The organism is Rhodobacter sp., assembly GCA_020637515.1.
Classification (GTDB): domain Bacteria; phylum Pseudomonadota; class Alphaproteobacteria; order Rhodobacterales; family Rhodobacteraceae; genus Pararhodobacter.
Window position 1 is genome coordinate 2,520,973 of record JACKKG010000001.1, and the last position, 20,828, is coordinate 2,541,800.

Genomic DNA, 20,828 nt, shown 5'->3' on the forward strand with positions numbered 1-20,828 from the left:
GTGGCGTCAGTCGCGCCACACCCGTGCCGGAAGGCGGGCAACCAGGGCTGCGCGCACCTCGGCCTCGCAGCGCCGGGCCAGGTCTTTGCGGCTGGCGGTCTCGGCGATGGGCACGGGGGTGTGGAAGACCAGTTCGACCCGGCCCTGACGCACCTGCGCCAGCACGCGCAACAGATGCGCACCAAACCCCAGCGCGCCGAACCAGCTGTAGAACCGCTCGTCGCGACCCGGCGGGGCCAGATAGACCAGCGAAACGGGCTGGATCGACAGGATCTCGCTCAGCCCGTCGGCAAAAAAGGCCGCGAACAGCGTCGGCTTGAACGGCAGCAGGCGCACGCCATCCGAATTCGTCCCCTCGGGGAAAAAACACAGATGGTGCCCGACCCTGAGGCGGGCCTCGAACACCTCTTTCTGTAGCCGGGCGTCGCGCGCGTCGCGTCGGATGAAGACGGTGCCCGTCGCGCGCGCCAGCCAGCCGATCCCGGGCCAGCCGGCGACCTCGGATTTCGATACGAAATAGACCCTCTGCGGGGCGTTCAGCACGAAGATGTCCAGCCAGCTCACATGGTTCGCGACGACCGCCCCGCGCCCCGCCATCGGCCGCCCCGTCACCGCGAGGGGCAGACCGATCACCGCCAGAGCCGTCTTGCACACCGCCTGCGTCACATGGGGCGTTACCGGCCGACGCAGACCGAACAGCGGGCGCTCGAAAAGCCGCAAGGTCAGGTGCACGGCCAACCCGCCAAAGACCACCAGCGCCAGCACCGGCAGGCGCCAGGCCAGCATCAACACCCCCGGCAGACCGATGGTCACGCCGGGGGCCTCGCCTTCGGGCGATACCCAGGTCGGATCAAGCGCGGGGCGTTTTTCGGGTGTAGAAGTCAACGGCACGCTCGGACATGCTGGAGGTGTCCATGATCAGGCACACATCGGTGGTGTTGAAATCCTCGTCCACAAAGGCGCCGTCGCCGACGAAACCGCCAAGGCGCAGATAGGCGCGGATCAAGGGGGGAATTGCGGCCAGCGCGGTCGCCTTGTCCAGCGCCGCGGGGTCGATCCGGTCCATGCGCCGCGCGCCCTCGGGGCGGGCGGTCACGCGCAGGGCCGGCGGCGCCAGGTGGTGCGCCTTCAGCCAACTCAGCGCGACCGCGTGGTCGTCGATCCGGGTGCCATGAAACGAGGCGACGCCAAACATCACCTCGATGTCGCGGGCCAGAACGTAATCGGCCAGCGCGTTCCAGAGGTGCAGCATCGCCGCGCCCTTGCGATGGGCCGGATGCACGCACGACCGCCCCAGTTCGACCAGCTTGCGGCCCGACCGGCGCAGCGCCGTCAGGTCGTATTCGCCGTCCGAGTAGAACCGGCCCAGGGCCTCGGCCCGCTCTTGCGGCAGCAGGCGGTAGACGCCCACCACATGCCCCAGCGTCGCCGGGTCCACGGTGGGATCGATGAGCAGAAGATGGTCGAAATGCGGGTCCAGCGCGTCGCGTTCCAGTCGCAGCGTATGGTCCGCACCGTCGCAGCGCGCGCCCAGTTCCTCGACGAACACTTCGTAGCGCAGGCGCTGCGCCGCCCTGAGGTCGGTGTCGTCGCGCGCGAGACGGGTCTCGAAATGAGGGCGGATCCGGTCGGGTTGAATATCGGTCATGGCGCGTTTCCCCAGCGCCCTTGGCTTAGGCCATTGGTCAAGGCTTGGCAACGACCGGTTGACTCGCCAATGGGTTGCATTCTACGCTGGCGATCGCGCGAAACGCGCTATCGCCCCGGCTCCCATTCGAGATCGACCACCCGTGTATCCACCACGACCTTTCCGGCCTCTTCGAACGTCACCGTCACGCGCGGACCGACGACGGACTGCACCTGGCCCAACCCCCAATCGGGTTGCGCGGGGTTGCGCACGAACATGCCGGGTTCCAACAGGTTTGCCATGGGATGCGTCCTTTCGCGAGCGGCCATGATGGACCCCACCGCGCCCGATGTCACCCCGGACCTTGCGGCCCTCGTCGGCTCGCGGCTGTGCCACGATCTGGTCAGCCCGCTGGGCGCGATCGGCAACGGGGTCGAACTGTTGCAGATGGTCGCGCCCGCCTCGCCCGAACTGGCCCTGATCGCCGAGGCCGTCGCCGGCGCCCAGGCGCGCGTGCGACTGTTCCGGCTGGCCTTTGGCGCCGCCGCACCGGGACACGAGGTGCGCGGCGCCGATTTGACGCAGGCGCTGGCCGCGCTCGAGGGGCGCATCGCCGTGCAGACCGCCCTGCCCGCCGCCCTGCCCCGGTCCACCGCCCGCCGCCTGGCCCTGGCCGCGCTCTGCGCGGAAAGCGCGCTGGCCTGGGGCGGCGCGGTCGCGGTCCGCGATGACCAGGTGACCGGCACCGCGCCGCGCCTCAGGCTGGAGCAACCGCTGTGGGACGCGCTGGCCGGTGGGCAAATGCCCCGGGATCTGGCCCCGAACCGCGTGCATTTCGCGCTGCTGGCCACCAGCGGCGCCGTCACCGTGACCCATGACGAGACCCGGGTGTCGATCAGTCTCGGATCGTGCCGTCGCCCCTGACCAGGTATTTGAAGCTGGTCAATTGCTCGGCGCCGACCGGCCCCCGCGCGTGCAGCTTGCCGGTGGCGATCCCGATCTCGGCGCCCATGCCAAATTCGCCCCCGTCGGCAAACTGGGTCGAGGCATTCTGCATCAGGATCGCCGAATCGAGCCGTTCGAAGAAGCGCCGCGCGGTGTCCGCGTTCTCGGTCAGGATCGATTCCGTGTGCTGGCTGCCGTAGCGGCGGATATGCGCAATGGCGCCGTCCACCCCGTCCACCAGCCTGGCGGCGATGATCATGTCCAGGAATTCGCGGCCGAAATCGTCGGGGCCGGCGGGCACGGTGCCGGGGATCGCCAACAGATCGCCCTCGGTCCGAACCTCGACACCGGCTGCGAGCAGGTCCTCGATCAGCACGGCACCGTGGCGGCTGAAAAAGGCACGGTCGATCAGCAGCGTTTCGGCCGCGCCACAGACGCCGGTGCGGCGCGTCTTGGCGTTCAGCACCACGCGGCGCGCCTTGTCCGGATCGGCGTCGCCATCGGCATAGACATGGCAGATCCCCTCAAGGTGCGCAAAAACCGGCACGCGGGCCTCGGCCTGGACCAGCCCGACCAGCCCCTTGCCGCCCCGCGGCACGATCACGTCGATATGCGCGACGGCGCGCAGCATCGCGGTGACGGCCGCGCGGTCGCGGGTCGGCACCATCTGGATCGCGGCCTCGGGCAGTCCGGCGGCTCTCAGACCGGCCGTCATGCACGCCAGCAACGCCATCGAGGAATGATAGCTTTCCGATCCACCGCGCAGGATCACCGCGTTACCCGATTTCAGACACAGCGCGGCCGCGTCGGCGGTGACGTTGGGCCGGCTTTCATAGATGACGCCAATCACCCCCAGGGGCGTGCGCACCCGCCGGATGTTCAACCCCGAGGGCATGTCCCATTCGGCTATCACCGCGCCCACCGGATCGGGCTGCGTGGCGATCGTCCTGAGCCCGGCCACGATCCCGTCCACCCGCGCGTCGTTCAGCGTCAAGCGATCCATCATCGACGCGCTCAACCCCTTGGCGCGCCCGAACTCCAGATCCAGCGCATTCGCGGTCAGGATCGCGGCCTTTTGCGCGATCACCGCATCGGCGGCGGCCTCCAGCGCAAGCGTCTTGGCCTCGGGGCGCGCAAAGGCCAGATCCGCCGCCGCCGCCCGCGCGGCCGCGCCCAGCGTGTCCATCATGTTCCGAGCGTCATCCATCGCAGAACCCTTTCCTCTTTGTGCCCCAAATATCCTCGGGGGTATCCAAAGGGGGTGGAAAACCCCCTTTGGCGGGGGGTGCGGGGGGCTGGCCCCCGCACCCTACAGAACCATGTCGTCGCGGTGGACCAGGGCGCCGCGCCCGGCATAGCCCAACACCTCGGCGATCGCGTCCGAGCGTCGCCCCAGGATCAGCCGCGCCTCCTCCGCCGAATAGCGCACCAGGCCGATCGCCAGGGTTCCCGCCGGCCCCTCGATGCCGACGGGTTCGCCGCGGCCAAAGCGCCCCTCGACCGCGACCACGCCCGCGGGCAGCAGCGACTTGCCCTGCCCCAGCGCCGCCGCCGCGCCCGCGTCCACGCGCAGGACACCGCGCGGCTTCATCGCGGCGATCCAGCGTTTGCGCGCCGCCTGCGGATCCCCCATCGCGGCGAACCAGGTGCAGGGCGCGCCGGCCTCGATAGCGCTGAGAGGGCGCAGCGGGCTGCCGGCGGCGATCACCATCGCGCACCCGCCATGCGTCGCCGTGCGCGCGGCCATGATCTTGGTCTTCATGCCGCCCTTCGACAGGCCCGAAACCGGGTCACCCGCCATCGCCTCGATCTCGGGCGTGACATCCGCCACAAAATCCAGCCGGCGCGCCAGCGGGTCGGTGTGCGGGTTGCCGGTATAGAGCCCGTCCACATCGCTGAGCAGCGCCAACTGGTCCGCGCCGATGGTGATCGCCACCTGCGCCGCCAGCCGGTCATTGTCGCCATAGCGGATCTCGTCCGTGGCGACGGTGTCGTTCTCGTTGACGATCGGCACCACGCCCAGGCCCAGCAGCGTTTCCATCGTCGCCCGGGTGTTCAGATAACGGCGCCGGTCCTCGGTATCTTCCAGCGTCACCAGCACCTGCGCGGTGGTGATTCCGTGCGGGCCCAGCACCTCCTCATAGGCGCGGGCCAGGCGGATCTGCCCGACGGCGGCGGCGGCTTGCGACTGCTCCAGCGCCAGATCGCCGCGCGGAAGGTCCAGCACCCGCCGCCCCAGCGCGATCGAGCCCGACGAGACCAGCACCACATCCGCGCCGCGCGCCTTGGCCTGGGCCACATCCTGCGCCAGCGCGCGCAGCCAGTCGGATTTCAACGTGCCCGTCGCCGCATCGACCAGCAGCGCCGAGCCGATCTTGATGACCAGCCGGCGCGCCTTGGCCAGGCTCAGGGTTGCCGGTGTTTCGCTCAGGGCCGCCACGATTCGTCGTCCTCTCCCTGCGCGGCCTCCTCGCGCTGCGCCGAGATCTCGCCCCACAGCGCGCGCAGCACCTCGGTCACGCCCTTGCCGGTTGCCGCCGACAGCACATAGACCCGCCCGCCCGACGCGGCCTCGAGCGCGGCGCGCTTTTCGGCGATCTCGTCGTCGGTCAGCGCGTCGGCCTTGTTCAGCCCGACGACGCGCGGCTTTTCGTGCACGATTTCGCTGTAGAGCGACAGCTCGCGGTCGATGGTGAGGAAATCCTGCGCCACGTCATCGGAGGTTCCGTCGATCAGATGCAGCAGCACCGCGCAGCGTTCGATATGGCCCAGGAACTGGTCGCCCAATCCCCGCCCCTCGCTCGCGCCCTCGATCAGACCGGGGATGTCGGCCAGCACGAACTCGCGTTGATCGACACCGACGACACCCAGGTTCGGGTGCAGCGTGGTGAACGGGTAGTCCGCGATCTTGGGTCGCGCGTTCGAGGTGGCCGCCAGAAAGGTCGATTTGCCGGCGTTCGGCAGACCCGCAAGTCCGGCGTCGGCGATCAGTTTCAGCCTGAGCCAGATCTCGCGTTCGACCCCGTCCTGTCCGGGGTTCGCCTTGCGCGGGGACTGGTTGGTCGAGGTCTTGAACCTGAGGTTGCCCCAGCCACCGTTCCCGCCCTTGGCCAGCATCAACCGCTGGCCGATCTCGGTCAGGTCGGCGATCACGGTTTCGCCGTCCTCGTCCAGGATCTCGGTCCCGGCCGGCACCTTCAGCACGATGTCGTCGCCATCCTTGCCGGTGCGCTGCTTGCCCATGCCAGGCCGGCCGTTTCCGGCAAAGAAATGCTGCTGATAGCGAAAGTCGATCAGCGTGTTCAGCGCGGGCACGCATTCGACCCAGACGTCGCCGCCATTGCCGCCGTCGCCGCCGTCGGGGCCGCCGAATTCGATGAATTTCTCACGCCGGAAGCTGGTGCAGCCTGCGCCGCCCGAACCCGAGCGGATGGTGACCCTGGCAAGATCGAGGAATTTCATGACACATTTCCGGTTGGCGCTGGCGTCTTGCGATAGCCCGTGCGGCGCTTTGGTTCAAGGTGGGATGGCGTGCAAGGCCCGGACGCGGCCCCCTGAGGGCCTGCTTCCGCGCCGGGCAAACCCGGTCGCGGGTGCGGATGTGGGCCCGTTCAGGCGGTCATGGCATCTTGCGCAGATAGGTCCAGGTCGGCACCGCAAGACCGCGCGCGACCGACCAGGCCTCGGCATCGCCGATGTATTCGAAACCCGCGTGCGTCAGCAGCCGGGCCGAGACGGGGTTGTCCTGGAACACCTCGGCGAAGACGGTCGCATTGGCATGCGGGTTCACATCCAGAACCGCCTTGACCGCGGCCGAGGCGATGCCGCCATGCCAGAACGCTGGCGCCACCCAATAGCCGATCTGGCTTTGCCCCCGGTCCAGCGCCTTCAGCGAGACGACGCCCAGCAGGCTGGCTGACCCTTGCGGCGTTCCATCGATGGCCCAGACGTCTTCGTCCCGGTCGGGAACCAGCGCGGCGGCGATGAACGCCTCGGCCGTGCCGCGCGGCAACGGGTGCGGGATGGACCGCGTCCCCTCGGCCACGCGGCGATCGGCAGCATAGAGCGCCAGCAGCTCGCCGTCTTGCCGCCTGAGGGGGCGCAGCAGCAGGTGCTCGGCCTCGATGACCGGCTGAAAGCGGGGGGCGGCGCTGGCGAGGGGCGTCATCATCATGCGTCCTGATCCTGCCGCCGGACCGGGCCGGGCGGCGCAAAGAGAAGGGGCCGACAGTTTCCTGTCGGCCCCCGTGTAACGAACAAGTGTAAATCCTTGGTGTTACTCGGCGGCCTCGGCCGGCGGAAGGATCGACACGAAGCTGCGGCCCTTCAGCCCCTTGGAGAAGGTGACGCGGCCGTCGGTCAGCGCGAACAGGGTGTGATCCTTGCCCATGCCGACACCGGCGCCGGGCCAGTGCTTGGTGCCGCGCTGACGCACGATGATGTTGCCGGCAATGGCGGCCTGGCCACCGTAGATCTTCACGCCAAGGCGGCGACCGGCCGAATCGCGCCCGTTCCGGGACGAACCGCCTGCTTTTTTGTGTGCCATGAGTACTTACTCCTTCGCGCTGGCCAGAGCGGCGGCCTGTTCGATCCAGTTGTCGCGGGCGATGCGGCCCTTGAACGACAGCTGATCATCCATATAGGCGATTTCCCCGGCATTCCAGGCAGCGATCTGGTCGAAGTGGAAAACGCCGTTCTCGTGCAGCAGCCCTTCCAGTTTCGGACCGACACCCGAGATCCTCTTCAGATCGTCGGCCTTGCCGTCGCGCGGTTGGGTCAGCAGGTTCGCCGGACGCACGCCGTCGGTGGCTGCCGGGGCCGCAGCGGCGGCGATCGCCATGCCCGAAACCGAGCCGGTGCCGATCGCAGCCTTCACGCCCGAGGCTTCCGCGCCGGTCGGCAGGATCTCGGTCACGCGCAGCAGCGTCAGCAGCTGGCGGTGGCCCTTGGTGCGCTGCGAGCTGTGCTTGCGGCGGCGCTTGACGTAGTGGATGACCTTCTCGCCCTTGATCTGGTCGATCACCTGGGCCTGAACGGCCGCACCGGCGACCAGCGGGGCGCCGACCACGGTGGTGTCGCCACCCAGCATGAGAACGTCGTTGAATTGCACGGTTTCGCCGGCATCGGCCGCCAGGCGTTCGACGCGCAGCACGTCGCCCGTCTGGACGCGGTATTGCTTGCCGCCGGTCTTGAGGACTGCGAACATGTCCTGTCTTCCTTTGTGTTGCCGCATCCTGTGGCCCCCGGTTCGGGAGTTGTGGCCTGACGGCCGCCTCGGACAGCGCCCCTGAGGGGTAAGAACGATGCGTGCCCCGGATCCGGGGATCGGGGCACGAGGGGGGCAATAGCGTCGATCGGGACCGGAAGTCAAGCGGCCCGCGCGGCTTTCGTGGCGTGGGGGCCGAAAACCGGCCCGGCGCGCCGGGCCGGTGCCGTCAGGGCACCAGCAGGTCGCAAGTCCAGGCGCCGAAGTGGGCGCGGGACCGGCGGCAGGCGGCGTTGAACAGATCGACGAAATTGTTCGCGTTCGCCACCCCGCTCAGGGGCGAGGCGCCCTGGATCTTGATCTCCGTGCCTGTGGTGTTCCCCAGCCCATACCCCCACGAGGTCACCGCGAAGATCGTGTTGCGGTCGGGGAACTGACCGGGATCCGTGGCCGAATCCACGATCTCGCCCAGGTTGGCGATGTGCGGCCCACCGCTGGACCCGCCCCGCATCCCGCTGCCGAAGATATAGTCCAGACCGACCCACCCCGGGTTGTAGGGATCGGGCTGGCCGGACACTTCCAGATGTTGACTGACCGTCATCTCGCCCGCGGCGTAGTAGTTCGACGGATAGCCCAGTTGCGTCAGGAACTGATAGTTCCAGCGGCAGTTCTGGTAGCAAAAGCCCAGATAGCCCGCGCGCCCGCCGGGGAAGCGGTTGTTGTTGGCCGACCAGCGCGCATCGTGCAGGCGTCCGCAGGTCGCCAGGCCCACATCGTAGCCGCCGTTCAGCGCGCCGGTGTTGTACCAGTCGTTGGTGGTGAACCAGCGGTCGATGTCGCAGCGGCCATAGGGCTGGTTGGTCCCGGTGGCCGAACCGTCCGTGGCCGAATAGGCCGGGATGAAGTAGCCTTGCAGGTTCCAGCCGGTGTCGTTGCCGGTGCCGCCCTCATAGACGCAGTGGCCGGCGGTCAGGATGATCGCGCGCTGGATCAGCGTCGCGGTGCAGATATACCAGTTTGTATCCTGGGCCTGGAACAGCAACAGCCCGACCGAGCGTTCGGGCGCGTAATAGGGGCGCGGACTGACCAGGCGGTCGCTGTAGTGATAGATCGTGTCCTGGAAGTTCTGGCCATAGTTCTGCGCCGAAATTCCGTCCGACTGCGTGGTGGCGGCGCCGTCGCGGGCGGCGGTGGCGGCCTCGACCATGGCGCGGTATTCGCGCTCGTCAACCATGGAGCGCACCGGCACCCCGGCAAAGCCGGCGGTGGCCCTGGGCGCCTCGCCGCTTTCGGCGGGGGCGATCATCGGGGCCTGTGCGCTCATCACGCCGGGAAGCGCCGCGCGGCTGGGTTGACGCGGTCGCGCCGTCGCCGCGATCCGGTCCAGATCGGCGGCGCTCATGGTGCTGCGCTGCACCGGGCGGTCGGGGGATGCCATCTGCGCCGCGACCGGGGTCGTGGCCAGTGCGGAAAGGAACGCGGTGCACAATCCGAACAAAGCAACACGAACGAATTCACGGTCGATCATTGGAGAAAACTCCCTTCAGTCTGAAATCTCGGCGCGGTCTGGTTGCCCAAAACAATATCGCATCTTTGCCGTCAAGTATTGTCGATTTTCCATTCGAGGACAACTGGCCGTCGATTGCGCGTTTTCCGGATGGACCCCACCGAAAGGGTTCGTCTACGGTGTGATCCGTTCGTTACCATGTTCCTCAGGCACCAGTTTCCCCATGTCCAAGACCGCGATCCGCCCCACCGAGTCCCAGCTTCCGGCCCTCCGCGCGGGCGACGCAGGCGCCGCCGCGGCGGTCGTCGCGCGCCCGCGTGTCGGGATCGTCGTGCGAACCCGCGACCGGCCGCTGTTCGTCACCCGCGCGCTGCGCACGGTGCTGGCCCAGACCTATCCGGGCTGGCGGCTGATTCTGGTGAACGACGGCGGCGACCGCGCCACGCTCGAGGCTGCGATCGCCGCCGAGGGGCTTTCGGCCCCCTTCACCACCGGCGCGATGAGCGCGCTGCATCTGCCGCAGTCGATCGGCCGCTCGGACGCTTTCAACCGCGGCGCCGAATCGCTCGAGACCGAATTCGTCTGCTGCCTGGACGACGACGACACCTGGGACCCGGGGTTTCTGTCGCAACTGCTGGACCTGTTCGACCGCACCCTGCCGCTGGTGCCCGACCTGGGCGGGGTCGCCGCGCTGGTCACGGCGGTGCGCGAGGACATTCTCGAGGTCGAGGGCAAGGAAACCCTGGTCACCCTGGGCGAGGACGACCTGCCCCACGCCTTTCGCCGCAACGATTTCTTCCTGAACCCGATCGCCTATGCGACCTACCGCCAGGATGTGTATCCGGTGCAGTGGATGCTGAACCGCAAGGCGGTGCTGGACGCGGGCGGATTCCCCACGGCCTTCAACGTCATGGAGGACCGCGCCTTCATGACCCGGTTCCTGCAATCTTGGCGCGTGGCGACGCTGGACCGCAAGCTGGCCTTTCACCATCGGCGCGTGCGCCGGCGCGGCGACACGCAGCAAAGCGTCGTGCTGAACACGCTGGACAACCCCTCGTATGACTGGCGGCTGTTCGCCGACCTGTCCAAGGTGCCGGTCAACAGCCCCCCCGACCTGGACCCGGCCGAGATCCGCACCGGCGCCTTGATGCGGTCGATGGCGGCGACGGTCATTCGCGAACTCAACGACGAGACCAGCGGCCTGTGGCACAAGATCAACGGCGAGATGGCCGCGCTGAGGGCCCGGATCGAGGCGCTGGACGCGCGCATCGGCGACGTCGCGCCGATCGCCCGGACCGAGGCCCCGGCCGCGATGAAGGCCTGGTCGCTGTGGGACCATGTCGGCGACCACGGGGCCGGATTTCCGCTGGGCGTGGCGACGCCGTTTCTCGAACGGCTCAGCCTGTCGATGACCGATACCCAGCCCGGACTGTTGCTGCACGCCTCGCCACCGCAGCGGCGCTGCGTGGTCCAGATCCCGAACACCGGCGACTGGGCGGCGGTCGAATTGTCGCTGACCGATCTCGCCGGTGCCGGCGAGGGGCTGCGCTGCGAGTTGATCCTGTCCAGCACCGAGGGGTTCCTGTTCGAAACCGCGCTGTCGGTCTGGCTCCGCGACCGCCTGGGACGGCGCGCGCACCAATTCCGCGACACGCACGTGCATTCCTGCCCGCCCGGCGGGTCCGTGCGCATCGCGCGCGATTTCCCGGTCGAACTGCTCGAACGCACGGGCCAACCCAAATTCTCGATCGCGCTGCCCAGGCAGGCGCGGAATTTCCGGCTGGTCATCAATGACCTGGTCGCCAGCCGCATCTGAACCAAGGGACACCCACGCGATGCTAGACGCCGAGATACCGGAGTTCCCCGTGCAGGGCGAAACCGGAATCGACCTGTTCCAGCGGCTCGAGGACCCCAGCCAGCGCCGCGCGCGGTTTCGCTGCACCGCGACCGTGCGCGACGGAACCGTGATCGACCATCAACCCGAACGGCGCCGGCCGGCGGCGCGCTTGCGGGCCCTGGCGGACAGCCTGCCCCGGGCCCTGCCCCCGTTGTCGCTGACCGACAGCCGGACCTGGGCCGATCTGACGCTGGCCGCGCGCGACCCGCTGGCGCTGTTTCTCTATCTCGAATTCTTCCGCGCCTGGCAGGTGGCCGAAATCGCGGCGCGTCGCTTCGAGGCGCAGCTTGACCGCGCGCCCGACACCGTGCCCGCCGCCCCCGGCGCGCTGACCGGCGCCATCGCGCCGCTTTACGACCTGAACCGCACCGGCCGGGGCATGGCCCTGACGCGGCGCCTGCTGCCGCTGCTGTCGCGCGTCGTCTCGGCGCCGGGGTTCCGCGACGACCGCGCCGGCGGCACCGGCTATGCCTTGCGGATGCTGGGGGACCTGTGCCTGCGCGGCGGCGACGCGCGGCTGGCGCTGGGGTGTTTCGAAACCGCCCTCGGGGCCGGCGACAACCCGTTCCGCCGCCGCAAGGCGATCGAGGCCGCCCGCGCCGCCGCGGATGCCGAGGCCGTGGCCCGCCACCGCGCCGCCTACGCCGCGCGCTGGCCCCTGCCCGCCGATCTGGCCAGCGATCGCACGGGCGACACGACGACAAAAGGATCTCCCTCATGACCCGTTCCTCGGCGGCCGACATCCTGTGCATCGGCGCGCAGCGCGCCATGACCTCGTGGCTGCATCACGGTTTTTCCAGCCATCCCGGCGTCTGGGCCTTTCCGAATTTCGAGCCGCTCACCTCGACCTCGAAAGAGGCGCATTATTGGGACTGGAACCGAAAGCGCGGGCCGGATTGGTATCGCGTGCTCATGCGTCCGCTCGACGACGGTTTGGCCAGCCTGGACTTTACCCCGGAATATGCCTTTCTCGACGCCGCCCAGATTGCCGAGTGCAAGGCCCTGAACCCGACCGCGCGGGTCATCTACATCCTGCGCGACCCGCTGGCGCGCGCCCTGTCGGCGATCCGGATGCGCACCGTCTGGGCGACCAAGAACGCCCCCGCCGAGACCGTGCACCTGCGCTTTGACCACGAGTTCCGCGAACGCTGCCGGCACGCGAACCTGATCGACCACGGGGCCTATGCCGCGAACATCCGCCGCTGGCGGCAGCGGTACCCGGATCTGCTGGTGCTCAACTTCGAGGACCTGCGCGCCGACCCCCGCGCCGGGCTGCGCCGGGCATTGGACCATTGCGGCCTGACGGCCGATTCGCTGGACGCGGACCGGAACGCCCAGATCGACGAGCGCGCCGACCGCCGCATCTGGGTCACGCCCTCTTACGGGTTCGATGCCGATTGCGTCGAGTTCCTGCACGGGATGCTCTGGCCCGAATACGAGGCGACGCAGGCCGAAACCGGGCTGACCTTCACCGAAGGCGCAGCGATCCTGGAGGCGCTGTCATGACGCGCGCGAACATCACCGACATCTTGTGCATCGGCTGTCAGAAGGGCTCGACCAGTTGGTTGCATTCGGTGCTGAACAGCTTTCCTGCGACCTATTCCTTTCCCGACCGATCGCCGGCCACCTCGACCGTGAAAGAGGCCCATTTCTGGGACTGGAACCACCACCGCGGGGTCGAATGGTATCGCGAGCTGATGGCGCCGCCCCACGATCCCGCGCAACGGTCGATGGATTTCACGCCGGAATACGCCTATCTGCCCGCCGATCAGATCGCCGAATGCAAGGCCCTGAACCCGACCGCGCAGGTCATCTACATCCTGCGCGACCCGCTGGCACGGGCGGTTTCGGCGTTGCGGATGCACATGCTGTGGCGCTACGGCAAGGACCACGCCGCCCCCCTGCGCAAGGACGACGCGTTCCTTGAACTGATGCGCGACGCGCGCCTGATGGCGCATGGCGACTACCTGCACAATCTGCGGGCCTGGCAGCGGCACTATCCTGACATGATCGTGCTGAACTACGAGGATTTCCACACCGACCGCGCCGGCAGCGTGACCCGCATCGTGGCCGAGCTGGGCCTGGACATGGGCACGCTGACGCCCGAGGGGCAGAAACGCCTGACCCGGCTGATGACCAGCCGCGTCTGGGAGTCGGAAAAATTCCCCATCGACCGCGCCGTGCTGATGTTCCTGCACGGACTGACCTGGCGGTTCCGGCAAGAGTGCCAGAGCGCGCTCAAGATGACCTTCACCGAGGGCACCCGCCTGCTGGATGCGTCATGACCGACCCGCTGGCGCGGTCCTTGTGGCAGGGCGACCTGGCCGACCGGACCGCACCGGGGCGCGACCTCGCGCGTGCGATCGCCGACGGGCTGGCCTATCCGCTGGCGCTGGCCGGATTGCGCACCCTCGCCCGCCACGGCCTGCCCGACGCAGGGGCCCTGGCGCAGGCGCGCAGGCGCTGGCCGCAGTCGATCGACCGGGCGCGGATCGCGCTGGACCTGGACGGCGACACCGACACGGCGCTGGACGACCTGGCGCGGATCGTGCGGGCGCAGAACCGGCGTCTGTCGGTGCTGGCCCGGGCGCTGTGGGCCCGGGGTCGGTCCGAGGCCGCGCTGGCGGTGTTCGACACCCTCGATCCTGCGTCGGACACGGCCGAAGACGACCGCGCCACGCAAGGAGAGCTTGCCATCCTGGCCGACGCCCCCGGGCCGCCGGTTCCCGGCCCGCGTGGCATCCGCCTGTCGTTCCTGGCCGACTGGCGGCGTCAGGGCGGCGCCGTTCTGGCCCGGCGCTACGATCTGGAACGCGCCGGCCTGCCCGCGCATCCGGCGCTCTGGTCCTGGCTGGTCGAAACCTTCGCTGTCGAGGGCGACCATGCGCGCGCGCGTCACGCCTTGGGCGAATTCGCCGCGCGCTGCCCGGGGGCGGCCGATCTCGACCCCCTGCGCATCCGTCTTGCGCTGGATGGCGAAATGCCGATGCGCGCGCGCCGGATTCTCGATGCGATGCCCGATCGCGATGCGCCCTGGCGCTGGGGGGCCCGCCGCCACGCGCAGCACCTGCGGTGCCTTGCCAACGAGATCGCCGCGAACGACCACCCCGACCATGCCCCCTTGCGCCGTGAAACCGAGGCTGCGCTGCGGCTTTTTCCGGGGCACGGGGGGCTGCAAGCCCTGCATATGCTGGCGCGCGAACTGACCGAGCCGCGCGCGGCGCTGGCCCGGGCGCTGACCAGCGGCGAACAGGACGCGCGCGCGCGCGCCGGCACCCTGATCCGCCTGGGCCGCCACGATCTGGCGCTCGAGGTCCTCGACCGCGCGCCCCCCGGCCCACCGGACGAGTCCCTGCGCCGGCGCATCCGCCGCGCCGAGGCGCTGTTCGGCCTGGGCGATCTTGGGGCGGCGCGGGACGCGCTGGGGCCCGTGCCGGAAGCCGCCGCGCCCGCCGCCGACCACGCCTATTGGGCGGCCGAAATCGCCCTGGCGCGCCGCGACCTGATCGCCGCAGAGACGGCCCTAGGCCCGGCGCTGACCGCCTGCCCCAGCCGCGTGGGACTGATCCTGACCGCAGCGCGCGCGCGCTTTATGGCAGGCGACGCGCCCGGCGCGCAGGCGCTGCTGGCGCGGTTTCGTGCGTTGAAGACCGAACAGATCGGCCATGCGCCCCCGGATGACCTGCGCGACCGGATCGTGCGGGATGCGCTGTCAGACACCACTGACCCCGCGACTGGCCCCTCGACTGGCCCCTCGGTCGCGGGCGCGGCGCGGGCGCTGGCCCTGACGCCGCCCAGCTTCGTGCCGGTGCCGGGCGCGCGCATCCCCCGGCGCATCGCGCATTACTGGGAGGGGCCGCGCAGCCCTGCGATCGAGGACGGCCTCGACGCCTGGGCCGAGTTCCCGCAAACCCTGTTCGACGCGCCCGCCGCGCGGCTCTGGCTGGCCGCCCATGCGCCCGACCTGGGCGGCGCCTTCGACCGGCTGGCCCAGCCCGCGGCGCGCGCCGATCTGTTCCGCGTGGCCTGGATCGCGCACGAGGGCGGGCTGTTCGCCGACCTGGACGAACGGCCGCGCGCATCGGTCGCGTCCTGGCTCGATGGCGCGCGCGCGGTGCTGGTGATCGAACAGGGCCACGGCACCATCGCCAACAATTTCCTGGCCGCGGAACCCGGTCTGGCGCTGTTCACCCAGGCGCGCGAGCGGATCGCGCGGCGCCTCGATCAGGTTGCGACACCCTATCCCTGGTGGGATTGCGGGCCGGCGCAGATGACGCTGGCGGTCTGGCCGCACCGCGACACCCCCGGGCTGCGGCTGCTGACCCAGCAGGCCTATGATGCGCGCGTCGCCACCAATCTGCCATATCCGCACAAACGCGGCCCCGGCCATTGGCGTTGACGCCGCCCGGATGCCGTGCACCAATGACGCGATGACGACCCCCGATCTCTCAGGTGCCTATGCGCTGGACGGCGCCGACGCCTGCCGGCGGCTCTATGCCGACTGGGCAGACAGTTACGATTCCGATTTTGCCGCCGGCATGGATTATCGCCTGCCGGCCGAGACCGCGGCCGCCTGGCTGCGCTCGGACCCGCCGCCGGGCCCGGTGCTGGATGTCGGCGCGGGCACCGGGCTTTTGGCGGCGGCGCTCAGGGGGATGGGCCACCGGGGCGCCATCGACGCGGTGGACCTGTCGGAGGCGATGCTCGACCGGGCGGCGCGCAAGGGTCTCTATCGACGCCTGACCGCCGCCGACGTGACCCGGCCCCTGCCCTTGCCCGCCGAGTATGCCGGTATCGTCAGCTCGGGCACCTTCACCCATGGCCATGTCGGCCCCGAGGCGCTCGCCCCGCTGCTGGCCATCGCCCGGCCCGGCGCCGTCTTCGCCCTGTCGGTCAATGCCGCGGTCTGGGAGGCGCTGGGATTTGCCCGGGCGCTTGATGCCCTGGGGGAACGGATCGGCGGGCTTGACCGCGCCGAGGTGTCGATCTACGGCGAGGCGGCGCGGCGGCGCGACCCCGCCCATGCCGCCGACCATGCCCTGATCGTGACATTCCGCAAGACATGACCACGCCTGACATTCTCTGCATCGGCTCGGTCCTTTGGGACATCATCGGCCGCACCCGGGGCGCCTTGCGCAGCAGGGGCGACGTGGCCGGCCAGATCACGCGCCTGCCCGGCGGCGTGGCGATGAACATCGCGATGACGCTGGCCCGGTTCGGGATGCGGCCCGCCGTGCTGACGGCGATCGGCCGCGATGCCGAGGGGCGCGAACTGATCGAGGCCGTGCGCCACCTGGGCGTGATCCCCGATTTCGCCCTGCGGACCGATCGGCCCACGGATCGCTACATGGCGATCGAGGACGCGGGCGGGTTGGTCGCCGCAATTGCCGACGCGCACACGCTGGAAGCCTGCGACGACGCGATCCTGGCGCCCCTGACCGACGGCCGCCTGGGCCGACCCGGGGCGCCCTGGCGCGGGCCCATCGCGCTGGATGGCAACCTGACGGCGGACCTGTTGGGCCGCATCGCCGGCGCACCCGCCTTTGACGGGGCCGATCTGCGCGTCGCCCCCGCCAGCCCCGGCAAGGCCGAACGCCTGCTGCCCCTGCTGGCGCATCCCGGCACCGTGCTTTACGTGAATCGGCAAGAGGCCAGCCTGCTCACCGGCCGGGACCATTCCGACAGTCGCGCCGCCGCCGAGGCGCTGGTCGCCGCCGGTGCGCCGCGCGCGCTGGTCACCGATGGCGCCCGCGACGCCTCGGACGCCCGACTCGACGCGCCGACCCTGACCGTCGCCGCCCATCCCGTGCAGGCCCGCCGCGTCACCGGGGCCGGCGACACGTTCATGGCCGCGCATCTCTTTGCCGAAACCCGCGGCGCCACCCGGCCCGAGGCCCTGACCCGTGCCCAGGCCGCCGCCGCCGCCTATGTGGCCCAAGACGAGGGAACGCCATGACCACTCTTCCGCTGACCTTTTCGACCGAGGTGCGCGAGGCCCGCGCCCGGGGCCTGCCGCTGGTGGCCCTGGAATCAACCATCATCACCCATGGGATGCCGTGGCCGCAGAACGTCGAGACCGCCCGCGCGGTCGAGGACGCGGTGCGTGGGGCGGGCGCGGTTCCGGCCACCATCGCGGTGCTGGACGGGACGGTGCACATCGGGCTGGAGGCCGCCGATCTGGACCGTCTGGGCCGGGCCGAGGGCGTGATGAAACTGTCGCGCGCCGATCTGGCGGTCTGCGTCGCGCAGGGCCGCACCGGCGCAACGACGGTCGCGGCGACGATGATCTGCGCCCATCTGGCCGGGATCGCGGTCTTTGCCACCGGCGGGATCGGCGGCGTGCATCGCGGAGCCGAGACCAGCTTCGACATCTCGGCCGATCTGCACGAACTGGCGAAAACGCCGGTTACCGTGGTCGCCGCCGGCGCCAAGGCGATCCTCGATCTGCCAAAGACGCTCGAGGTTCTCGAAACCCTGGGCGTGCCGGTCATCGCCGTGGGGCAGGACGAACTGCCGGGCTTCTGGTCGCGCGCCTCGGGGTTGAAGGCCCCGGTGCGGATGGACCATCCCCAGCAGATCGCCGCCGCCCACCGGATGCGCGCGGCCCTGGGGATCGCGGGCGGGCAACTGGTGGCCAACCCGATCCCGGCCGAGGCCGAGATTCCGCGCGAACAGATCCTGCCGGTGATCGAAACCGCCCTGGACGAGGCCGAGGCCCGCGGCATCGCCGCCAAGGCCGTCACCCCCTTCCTGCTGCAACGCATTTTCGAGCTGACCGACGGCCGGTCGCTGACCGCGAACACCGCCCTGGTGCTGAACAACGCCCGCCTGGCGGCACGGATCGCCGCTGAATTGGTCTGACATTCCTTTGCGCCCGTCGCGCTGATTTGCCTGACATTTCTTCGACCGGATTTCCCCGCCGCGCCCCTTGCGCGCGGGACCCGTCTTGCCCATATCCCTCAGGCCCTGCGCCCTTTGGACCCGTGACATCATGACCCATAGTCCACGCCCGCCACGCCGGGGGTTGCTCGCCGGCCTGCGGGCCTCGTTCCTGACGGGGCTGGTCATCGTCGCTCCGGCGGTGTTGACGATCTGGCTGATCACCACGGTCGTTGAATTCGTGGACAGCCGGGTCATGCCGCTGATCCCCGAAGGGTTCGTCCAGCGGTTCCTGCCCGAAGGCTACACGCGCCTCGATATCCTGAACCTGCCCGGGATCGGCCTGATCATCGCGCTGGTTTTCACGCTGCTGGTCGGTTGGCTGGCCAAGGGCTACATCGGCCGCAGCCTGATCCAGTGGGGCGAGGACCTGGTGGCCCGGATGCCGGTCGTGCGGTCGATCTACAACGGGCTGAAACAGATCGCGGAAACGGTGTTCTCGACCTCGAGCACCTCGTTCAGCAAGGCCTGCCTTGTGGAATACCCGCGTCCGGGCCTGTGGGCGGTCGCCTTTGTCTCGACCGAGACCAAGGGCGAGATCGCGCGCAAGCTGACCGAGGCCAGCGGCGAGGACCGGTTGATCTCGGTTTTCCTGCCGACCACGCCCAACCCGACCTCGGGGTTCTTGCTGTTCGTGCCGGAATCGACGGTCATTACCCTGGACATGTCGATCGAGGACGCCGCCAAACTGATCATTTCGGCCGGGCTGGTCTCGCCCGATCCCGATCGGCCGGGCCAGGTGCGCGGCGGCAAGCGGCGGCGCGACTAGTCGAACATCGCCACCAGATCGACCGTCGCGCGCTTGTTCAGGTCCTTGGCATGGGCCGCCAGGAAGCGGTCGGCGGCCTTGCGCCCGGCCTCGAACAGCCGATCCAGCAGCAGGGGCGTCGGCGCGATCTTGGTGCGCACCGAAAGGCTGCGCATCAGCGGCTCGTCGTCGATGAGATGCACCAGAACGTCCTTCATCGCGCCCTTTTGCACCGCCCCCTGGGCGATCAGACGCTTGACGAAGGCGATCGCCCTGAGATCGCGCAAGAGCGCGGCGTTGAAGCTGATCTCGTTGATACGGTTCAGGATTTCCTGCACGTTGTCCGGCACTTCGGGGCGAAAGAGCGGGTTCAGCGAGACGATCACCACGTCGTCCGGCAGGCCCGGATCATACAGCGGATGCAGCGCCGGATTGGCCGAATAGCCGCCGTCCCAATAGTGCTGGCCGTCGATCTCGACCGCCTTGAAAAAGGTCGGCAGGCAGGCCGAGGCGAGGATTGCCTCATGCGTGACCTCGGCGTCGCCAAAGACGCGCACCTTGCCGGTGTGCACATTGGTCGCCGCCACGAAAAGCCGCGGTCCGGCGTGCGCGTGCACCTCGTCGATCTTGAGCGCGCGCACGGCGGGCTCCAACGGGTTCGACCACAGCGGGCCCCAGTCATAGGGGCTGACCATCTGCGCGGCCAGTTCGGCGGGCGACACCGGCATGAAGCTTTCGGCGACCGAAGCGGCGTATTCCGCGCCCGCCATGAAGGGCTTGAACCAGTCGATGCCGGGCACGTCGTTGAATTCGAACGCGCCGACGCGCTCCCACAGGGCGCGCAGCGCCGCGCGCGCGCCGTCACGCCCGCCGGTCGCCATGCCCGCCTTGAAGGCCGCGCCGTTCAGCGCCCCGGCCGAGGTGCCCGAGATCGCCGCGATCTCGAGCCAATCGTCATCCAGCAGGCGGTCCAGCACGCCCCAGGTGAAGGCGCCATGCGCGCCCCCACCCTGAAGCGCCAGGTTGATGCGTTTGCGGGTCCTCACGCGGCGGTCCAGCCACCATCCACCGACAGGGTCGTGCCGGTGATCTGCGCCGCCGCGGCCGAACACAGGAAGACCGCGGTGCCGCCGATTTCCTCGACCGTGGCGAACTGGCGCGAGGGCTGGCGGTCCAGCATGACCTCGCGGATGACCGTCTCGCGGTCCATGTTGTGCGTCTTCATCTGATCGGGGATCTGGGCTTCGACCAGCGGTGTCAGCACATAGCCCGGACAGATCGCGTTCGCGGTGATCCCCTTGCCGGCGGCTTCCAGAGCGGTCACCTTGGTCAGGCCGACGATGCCGTGCTTGGCCGCGACATAGGCCGATTTGAACGGCGAGGCCCTGAGCCCGTGCGCCGAGGCGATGTTGACGATCCGTCCCCAGCCCTTGTCATACATGCCCGGCAGCGCGGCCGCGGTGGTGTGAAAGGCCGAGCTCAGGTTGATCGCGAGGATCGCGTTCCACTTGTCGATCGGGAATTCCTCGATCCGGGCGACGTGCTGGATGCCGGCGTTGTTCACCAGGATGTCGCATCCCCCGGCCTGCTCCACCAGCGCGCGGCAGTCCTCGGGTTTGGACATGTCGGCCTTGATGTAGCGCACGGTCGTGCCGTGGCGCCGGGCCAGGTCCTGCGCCAGCGCGTGATCCTCGTCGCGGTCGGTAAAGGAATTCAGCACGACCTCGGCGCCGGCGGCGGCCAGGGCCTCGGCGGTGCCCAGCCCGATGCCCGAGTTCGATCCCGTGACGATCGCGCGGCGGCCCGTGAGCGGCTTGTCCATCTGACTCTCCTGTCGATGTTGGTTCGCATGCGCAGCATACGCGCCGCACCCGCGCAGGCCAGAGCGAATTCGGGCGAGCGACTACACGTTAGCGGGAACAATTCGGCCCGACCCAGACACCGCGCGGCGTAAAAAAA

The 20,828-nt window shown here is 69.5% G+C and carries 22 protein-coding genes; 10 read left to right on the forward strand and 12 right to left on the reverse strand.

Annotated features, from left to right (window positions below):
- Positions 1–6: 6 nt before the first annotated feature.
- The 3 genes from H6900_12370 to H6900_12380 form a co-directional block, all read right to left on the reverse strand.
- Positions 7–786 carry a 1-acyl-sn-glycerol-3-phosphate acyltransferase gene (locus H6900_12370; protein MCC0074074.1) on the reverse strand — a complete coding sequence of 260 codons (780 nt, stop codon included), beginning with the start codon at positions 784–786 and terminating at the stop codon, positions 7–9.
- A 64-nt stretch (positions 787–850) separates the two neighbouring features.
- Positions 851–1,648 carry a GNAT family N-acetyltransferase gene (locus tag H6900_12375; GenBank protein MCC0074075.1) on the reverse strand — a complete coding sequence of 266 codons (798 nt, stop codon included), beginning with the start codon at positions 1,646–1,648 and terminating at the stop codon, positions 851–853.
- Positions 1,649–1,755: 107 nt separating this feature from the next.
- Entirely contained in the window at positions 1,756–1,929 is a 174-nt protein-coding gene (locus H6900_12380; GenBank protein ID MCC0074076.1) for a DUF3553 domain-containing protein, read from the reverse strand.
- 25 nt (positions 1,930–1,954) lie between these two features.
- On the opposite strand from H6900_12380, the gene H6900_12385 reads away from it, so the two are divergent.
- On the forward strand, positions 1,955–2,551 hold the full coding sequence (locus tag H6900_12385; GenBank protein ID MCC0074077.1) for a hypothetical protein: 597 nt from the start codon (positions 1,955–1,957) through the stop codon (positions 2,549–2,551).
- Here the strand turns inward: H6900_12385 and H6900_12390 are convergent.
- The 7 genes from H6900_12390 to H6900_12420 form a co-directional block, all read right to left on the reverse strand.
- Positions 2,523–3,779: a glutamate-5-semialdehyde dehydrogenase gene (locus H6900_12390; protein ID MCC0074078.1), complete on the reverse strand. Its 1,257-nt coding sequence runs from the start codon at positions 3,777–3,779 to the stop codon at positions 2,523–2,525. The two genes, H6900_12385 and H6900_12390, sit on opposite strands and share 29 nt — an antisense overlap.
- 102 nt (positions 3,780–3,881) lie before the next feature.
- Positions 3,882–5,003, reverse strand: a complete 1,122-nt coding sequence (locus tag H6900_12395; protein MCC0074079.1) for a glutamate 5-kinase — start codon at positions 5,001–5,003, stop codon at positions 3,882–3,884.
- Positions 5,000–6,034 carry a GTPase ObgE gene (gene obgE, locus H6900_12400; protein ID MCC0074080.1) on the reverse strand — a complete coding sequence of 345 codons (1,035 nt, stop codon included), beginning with the start codon at positions 6,032–6,034 and terminating at the stop codon, positions 5,000–5,002. The genes H6900_12395 and obgE overlap by 4 nt, the downstream gene beginning before the upstream one ends.
- Before the next feature lie 157 nt (positions 6,035–6,191).
- Positions 6,192–6,746, reverse strand: a complete 555-nt coding sequence (locus H6900_12405; protein MCC0074081.1) for a GNAT family N-acetyltransferase — start codon at positions 6,744–6,746, stop codon at positions 6,192–6,194.
- 102 nt (positions 6,747–6,848) lie between these two features.
- Positions 6,849–7,118, reverse strand: a complete 270-nt coding sequence (rpmA, locus tag H6900_12410) for a 50S ribosomal protein L27 (protein MCC0074082.1) — start codon at positions 7,116–7,118, stop codon at positions 6,849–6,851.
- Between the two features lie 6 nt (positions 7,119–7,124).
- Positions 7,125–7,778: a 50S ribosomal protein L21 gene (locus tag H6900_12415; protein MCC0074083.1), complete on the reverse strand. Its 654-nt coding sequence runs from the start codon at positions 7,776–7,778 to the stop codon at positions 7,125–7,127.
- Positions 7,779–8,007: 229 nt separating this feature from the next.
- The gene (locus H6900_12420; GenBank protein MCC0074084.1) at positions 8,008–9,216 is read right to left on the reverse strand and encodes a trypsin-like serine protease; all 1,209 of its coding nucleotides are present in this window, start codon (positions 9,214–9,216) and stop codon (positions 8,008–8,010) included.
- A gap of 292 nt (positions 9,217–9,508) precedes the next feature.
- Here H6900_12420 and H6900_12425 point away from each other — a divergent pair, with 292 nt between their 5' ends.
- The 9 genes from H6900_12425 to H6900_12465 all read left to right on the forward strand — a co-directional run bounded on the left by H6900_12425 (position 9,509) and on the right by H6900_12465 (position 18,890).
- Positions 9,509–11,101, forward strand: a complete 1,593-nt coding sequence (locus H6900_12425) for a glycosyltransferase family 2 protein (GenBank protein ID MCC0074085.1) — start codon at positions 9,509–9,511, stop codon at positions 11,099–11,101.
- Between the two features lie 19 nt (positions 11,102–11,120).
- The gene (locus H6900_12430; protein MCC0074086.1) at positions 11,121–11,903 is read left to right on the forward strand and encodes a hypothetical protein; all 783 of its coding nucleotides are present in this window, start codon (positions 11,121–11,123) and stop codon (positions 11,901–11,903) included.
- Positions 11,900–12,688 (forward strand): sulfotransferase, encoded by a 789-nt coding sequence (locus H6900_12435; GenBank protein ID MCC0074087.1) that lies wholly within the window; start codon positions 11,900–11,902, stop codon positions 12,686–12,688. The genes H6900_12430 and H6900_12435 overlap by 4 nt, the downstream gene beginning before the upstream one ends.
- Positions 12,685–13,467, forward strand: a complete 783-nt coding sequence (locus H6900_12440) for a sulfotransferase domain-containing protein (protein ID MCC0074088.1) — start codon at positions 12,685–12,687, stop codon at positions 13,465–13,467. The genes H6900_12435 and H6900_12440 overlap by 4 nt, the downstream gene beginning before the upstream one ends.
- Positions 13,464–15,581, forward strand: a complete 2,118-nt coding sequence (locus H6900_12445; protein MCC0074089.1) for a hypothetical protein — start codon at positions 13,464–13,466, stop codon at positions 15,579–15,581. Before H6900_12440 ends, H6900_12445 begins: the two co-directional genes overlap by 4 nt.
- A gap of 31 nt (positions 15,582–15,612) precedes the next feature.
- Entirely contained in the window at positions 15,613–16,248 is a 636-nt protein-coding gene (locus H6900_12450; protein MCC0074090.1) for a methyltransferase domain-containing protein, read from the forward strand.
- Complete coding sequence (locus H6900_12455) at positions 16,245–17,138, forward strand: kinase (GenBank protein ID MCC0074091.1); 894 nt, start codon at positions 16,245–16,247, stop codon at positions 17,136–17,138. Before H6900_12450 ends, H6900_12455 begins: the two co-directional genes overlap by 4 nt.
- Positions 17,135–18,043 (forward strand): pseudouridine-5'-phosphate glycosidase, encoded by a 909-nt coding sequence (locus H6900_12460; GenBank protein ID MCC0074092.1) that lies wholly within the window; start codon positions 17,135–17,137, stop codon positions 18,041–18,043. Before H6900_12455 ends, H6900_12460 begins: the two co-directional genes overlap by 4 nt.
- Before the next feature lie 130 nt (positions 18,044–18,173).
- Positions 18,174–18,890, forward strand: a complete 717-nt coding sequence (locus H6900_12465) for a DUF502 domain-containing protein (protein ID MCC0074093.1) — start codon at positions 18,174–18,176, stop codon at positions 18,888–18,890.
- Here H6900_12465 and H6900_12470 read toward each other — a convergent pair.
- Both H6900_12470 and H6900_12475 read right to left on the reverse strand, forming a co-directional pair.
- A complete protein-coding gene (locus H6900_12470; GenBank protein ID MCC0074094.1) occupies positions 18,887–19,927 on the reverse strand; it encodes a patatin-like phospholipase family protein in 1,041 nt (346 codons plus the stop codon). The genes H6900_12465 and H6900_12470 overlap by 4 nt on opposite strands.
- The gene (locus H6900_12475) at positions 19,912–20,691 is read right to left on the reverse strand and encodes a 3-hydroxybutyrate dehydrogenase (protein ID MCC0074095.1); all 780 of its coding nucleotides are present in this window, start codon (positions 20,689–20,691) and stop codon (positions 19,912–19,914) included. The genes H6900_12470 and H6900_12475 overlap by 16 nt, the downstream gene beginning before the upstream one ends.
- Positions 20,692–20,828: the final 137 nt, after the last annotated feature.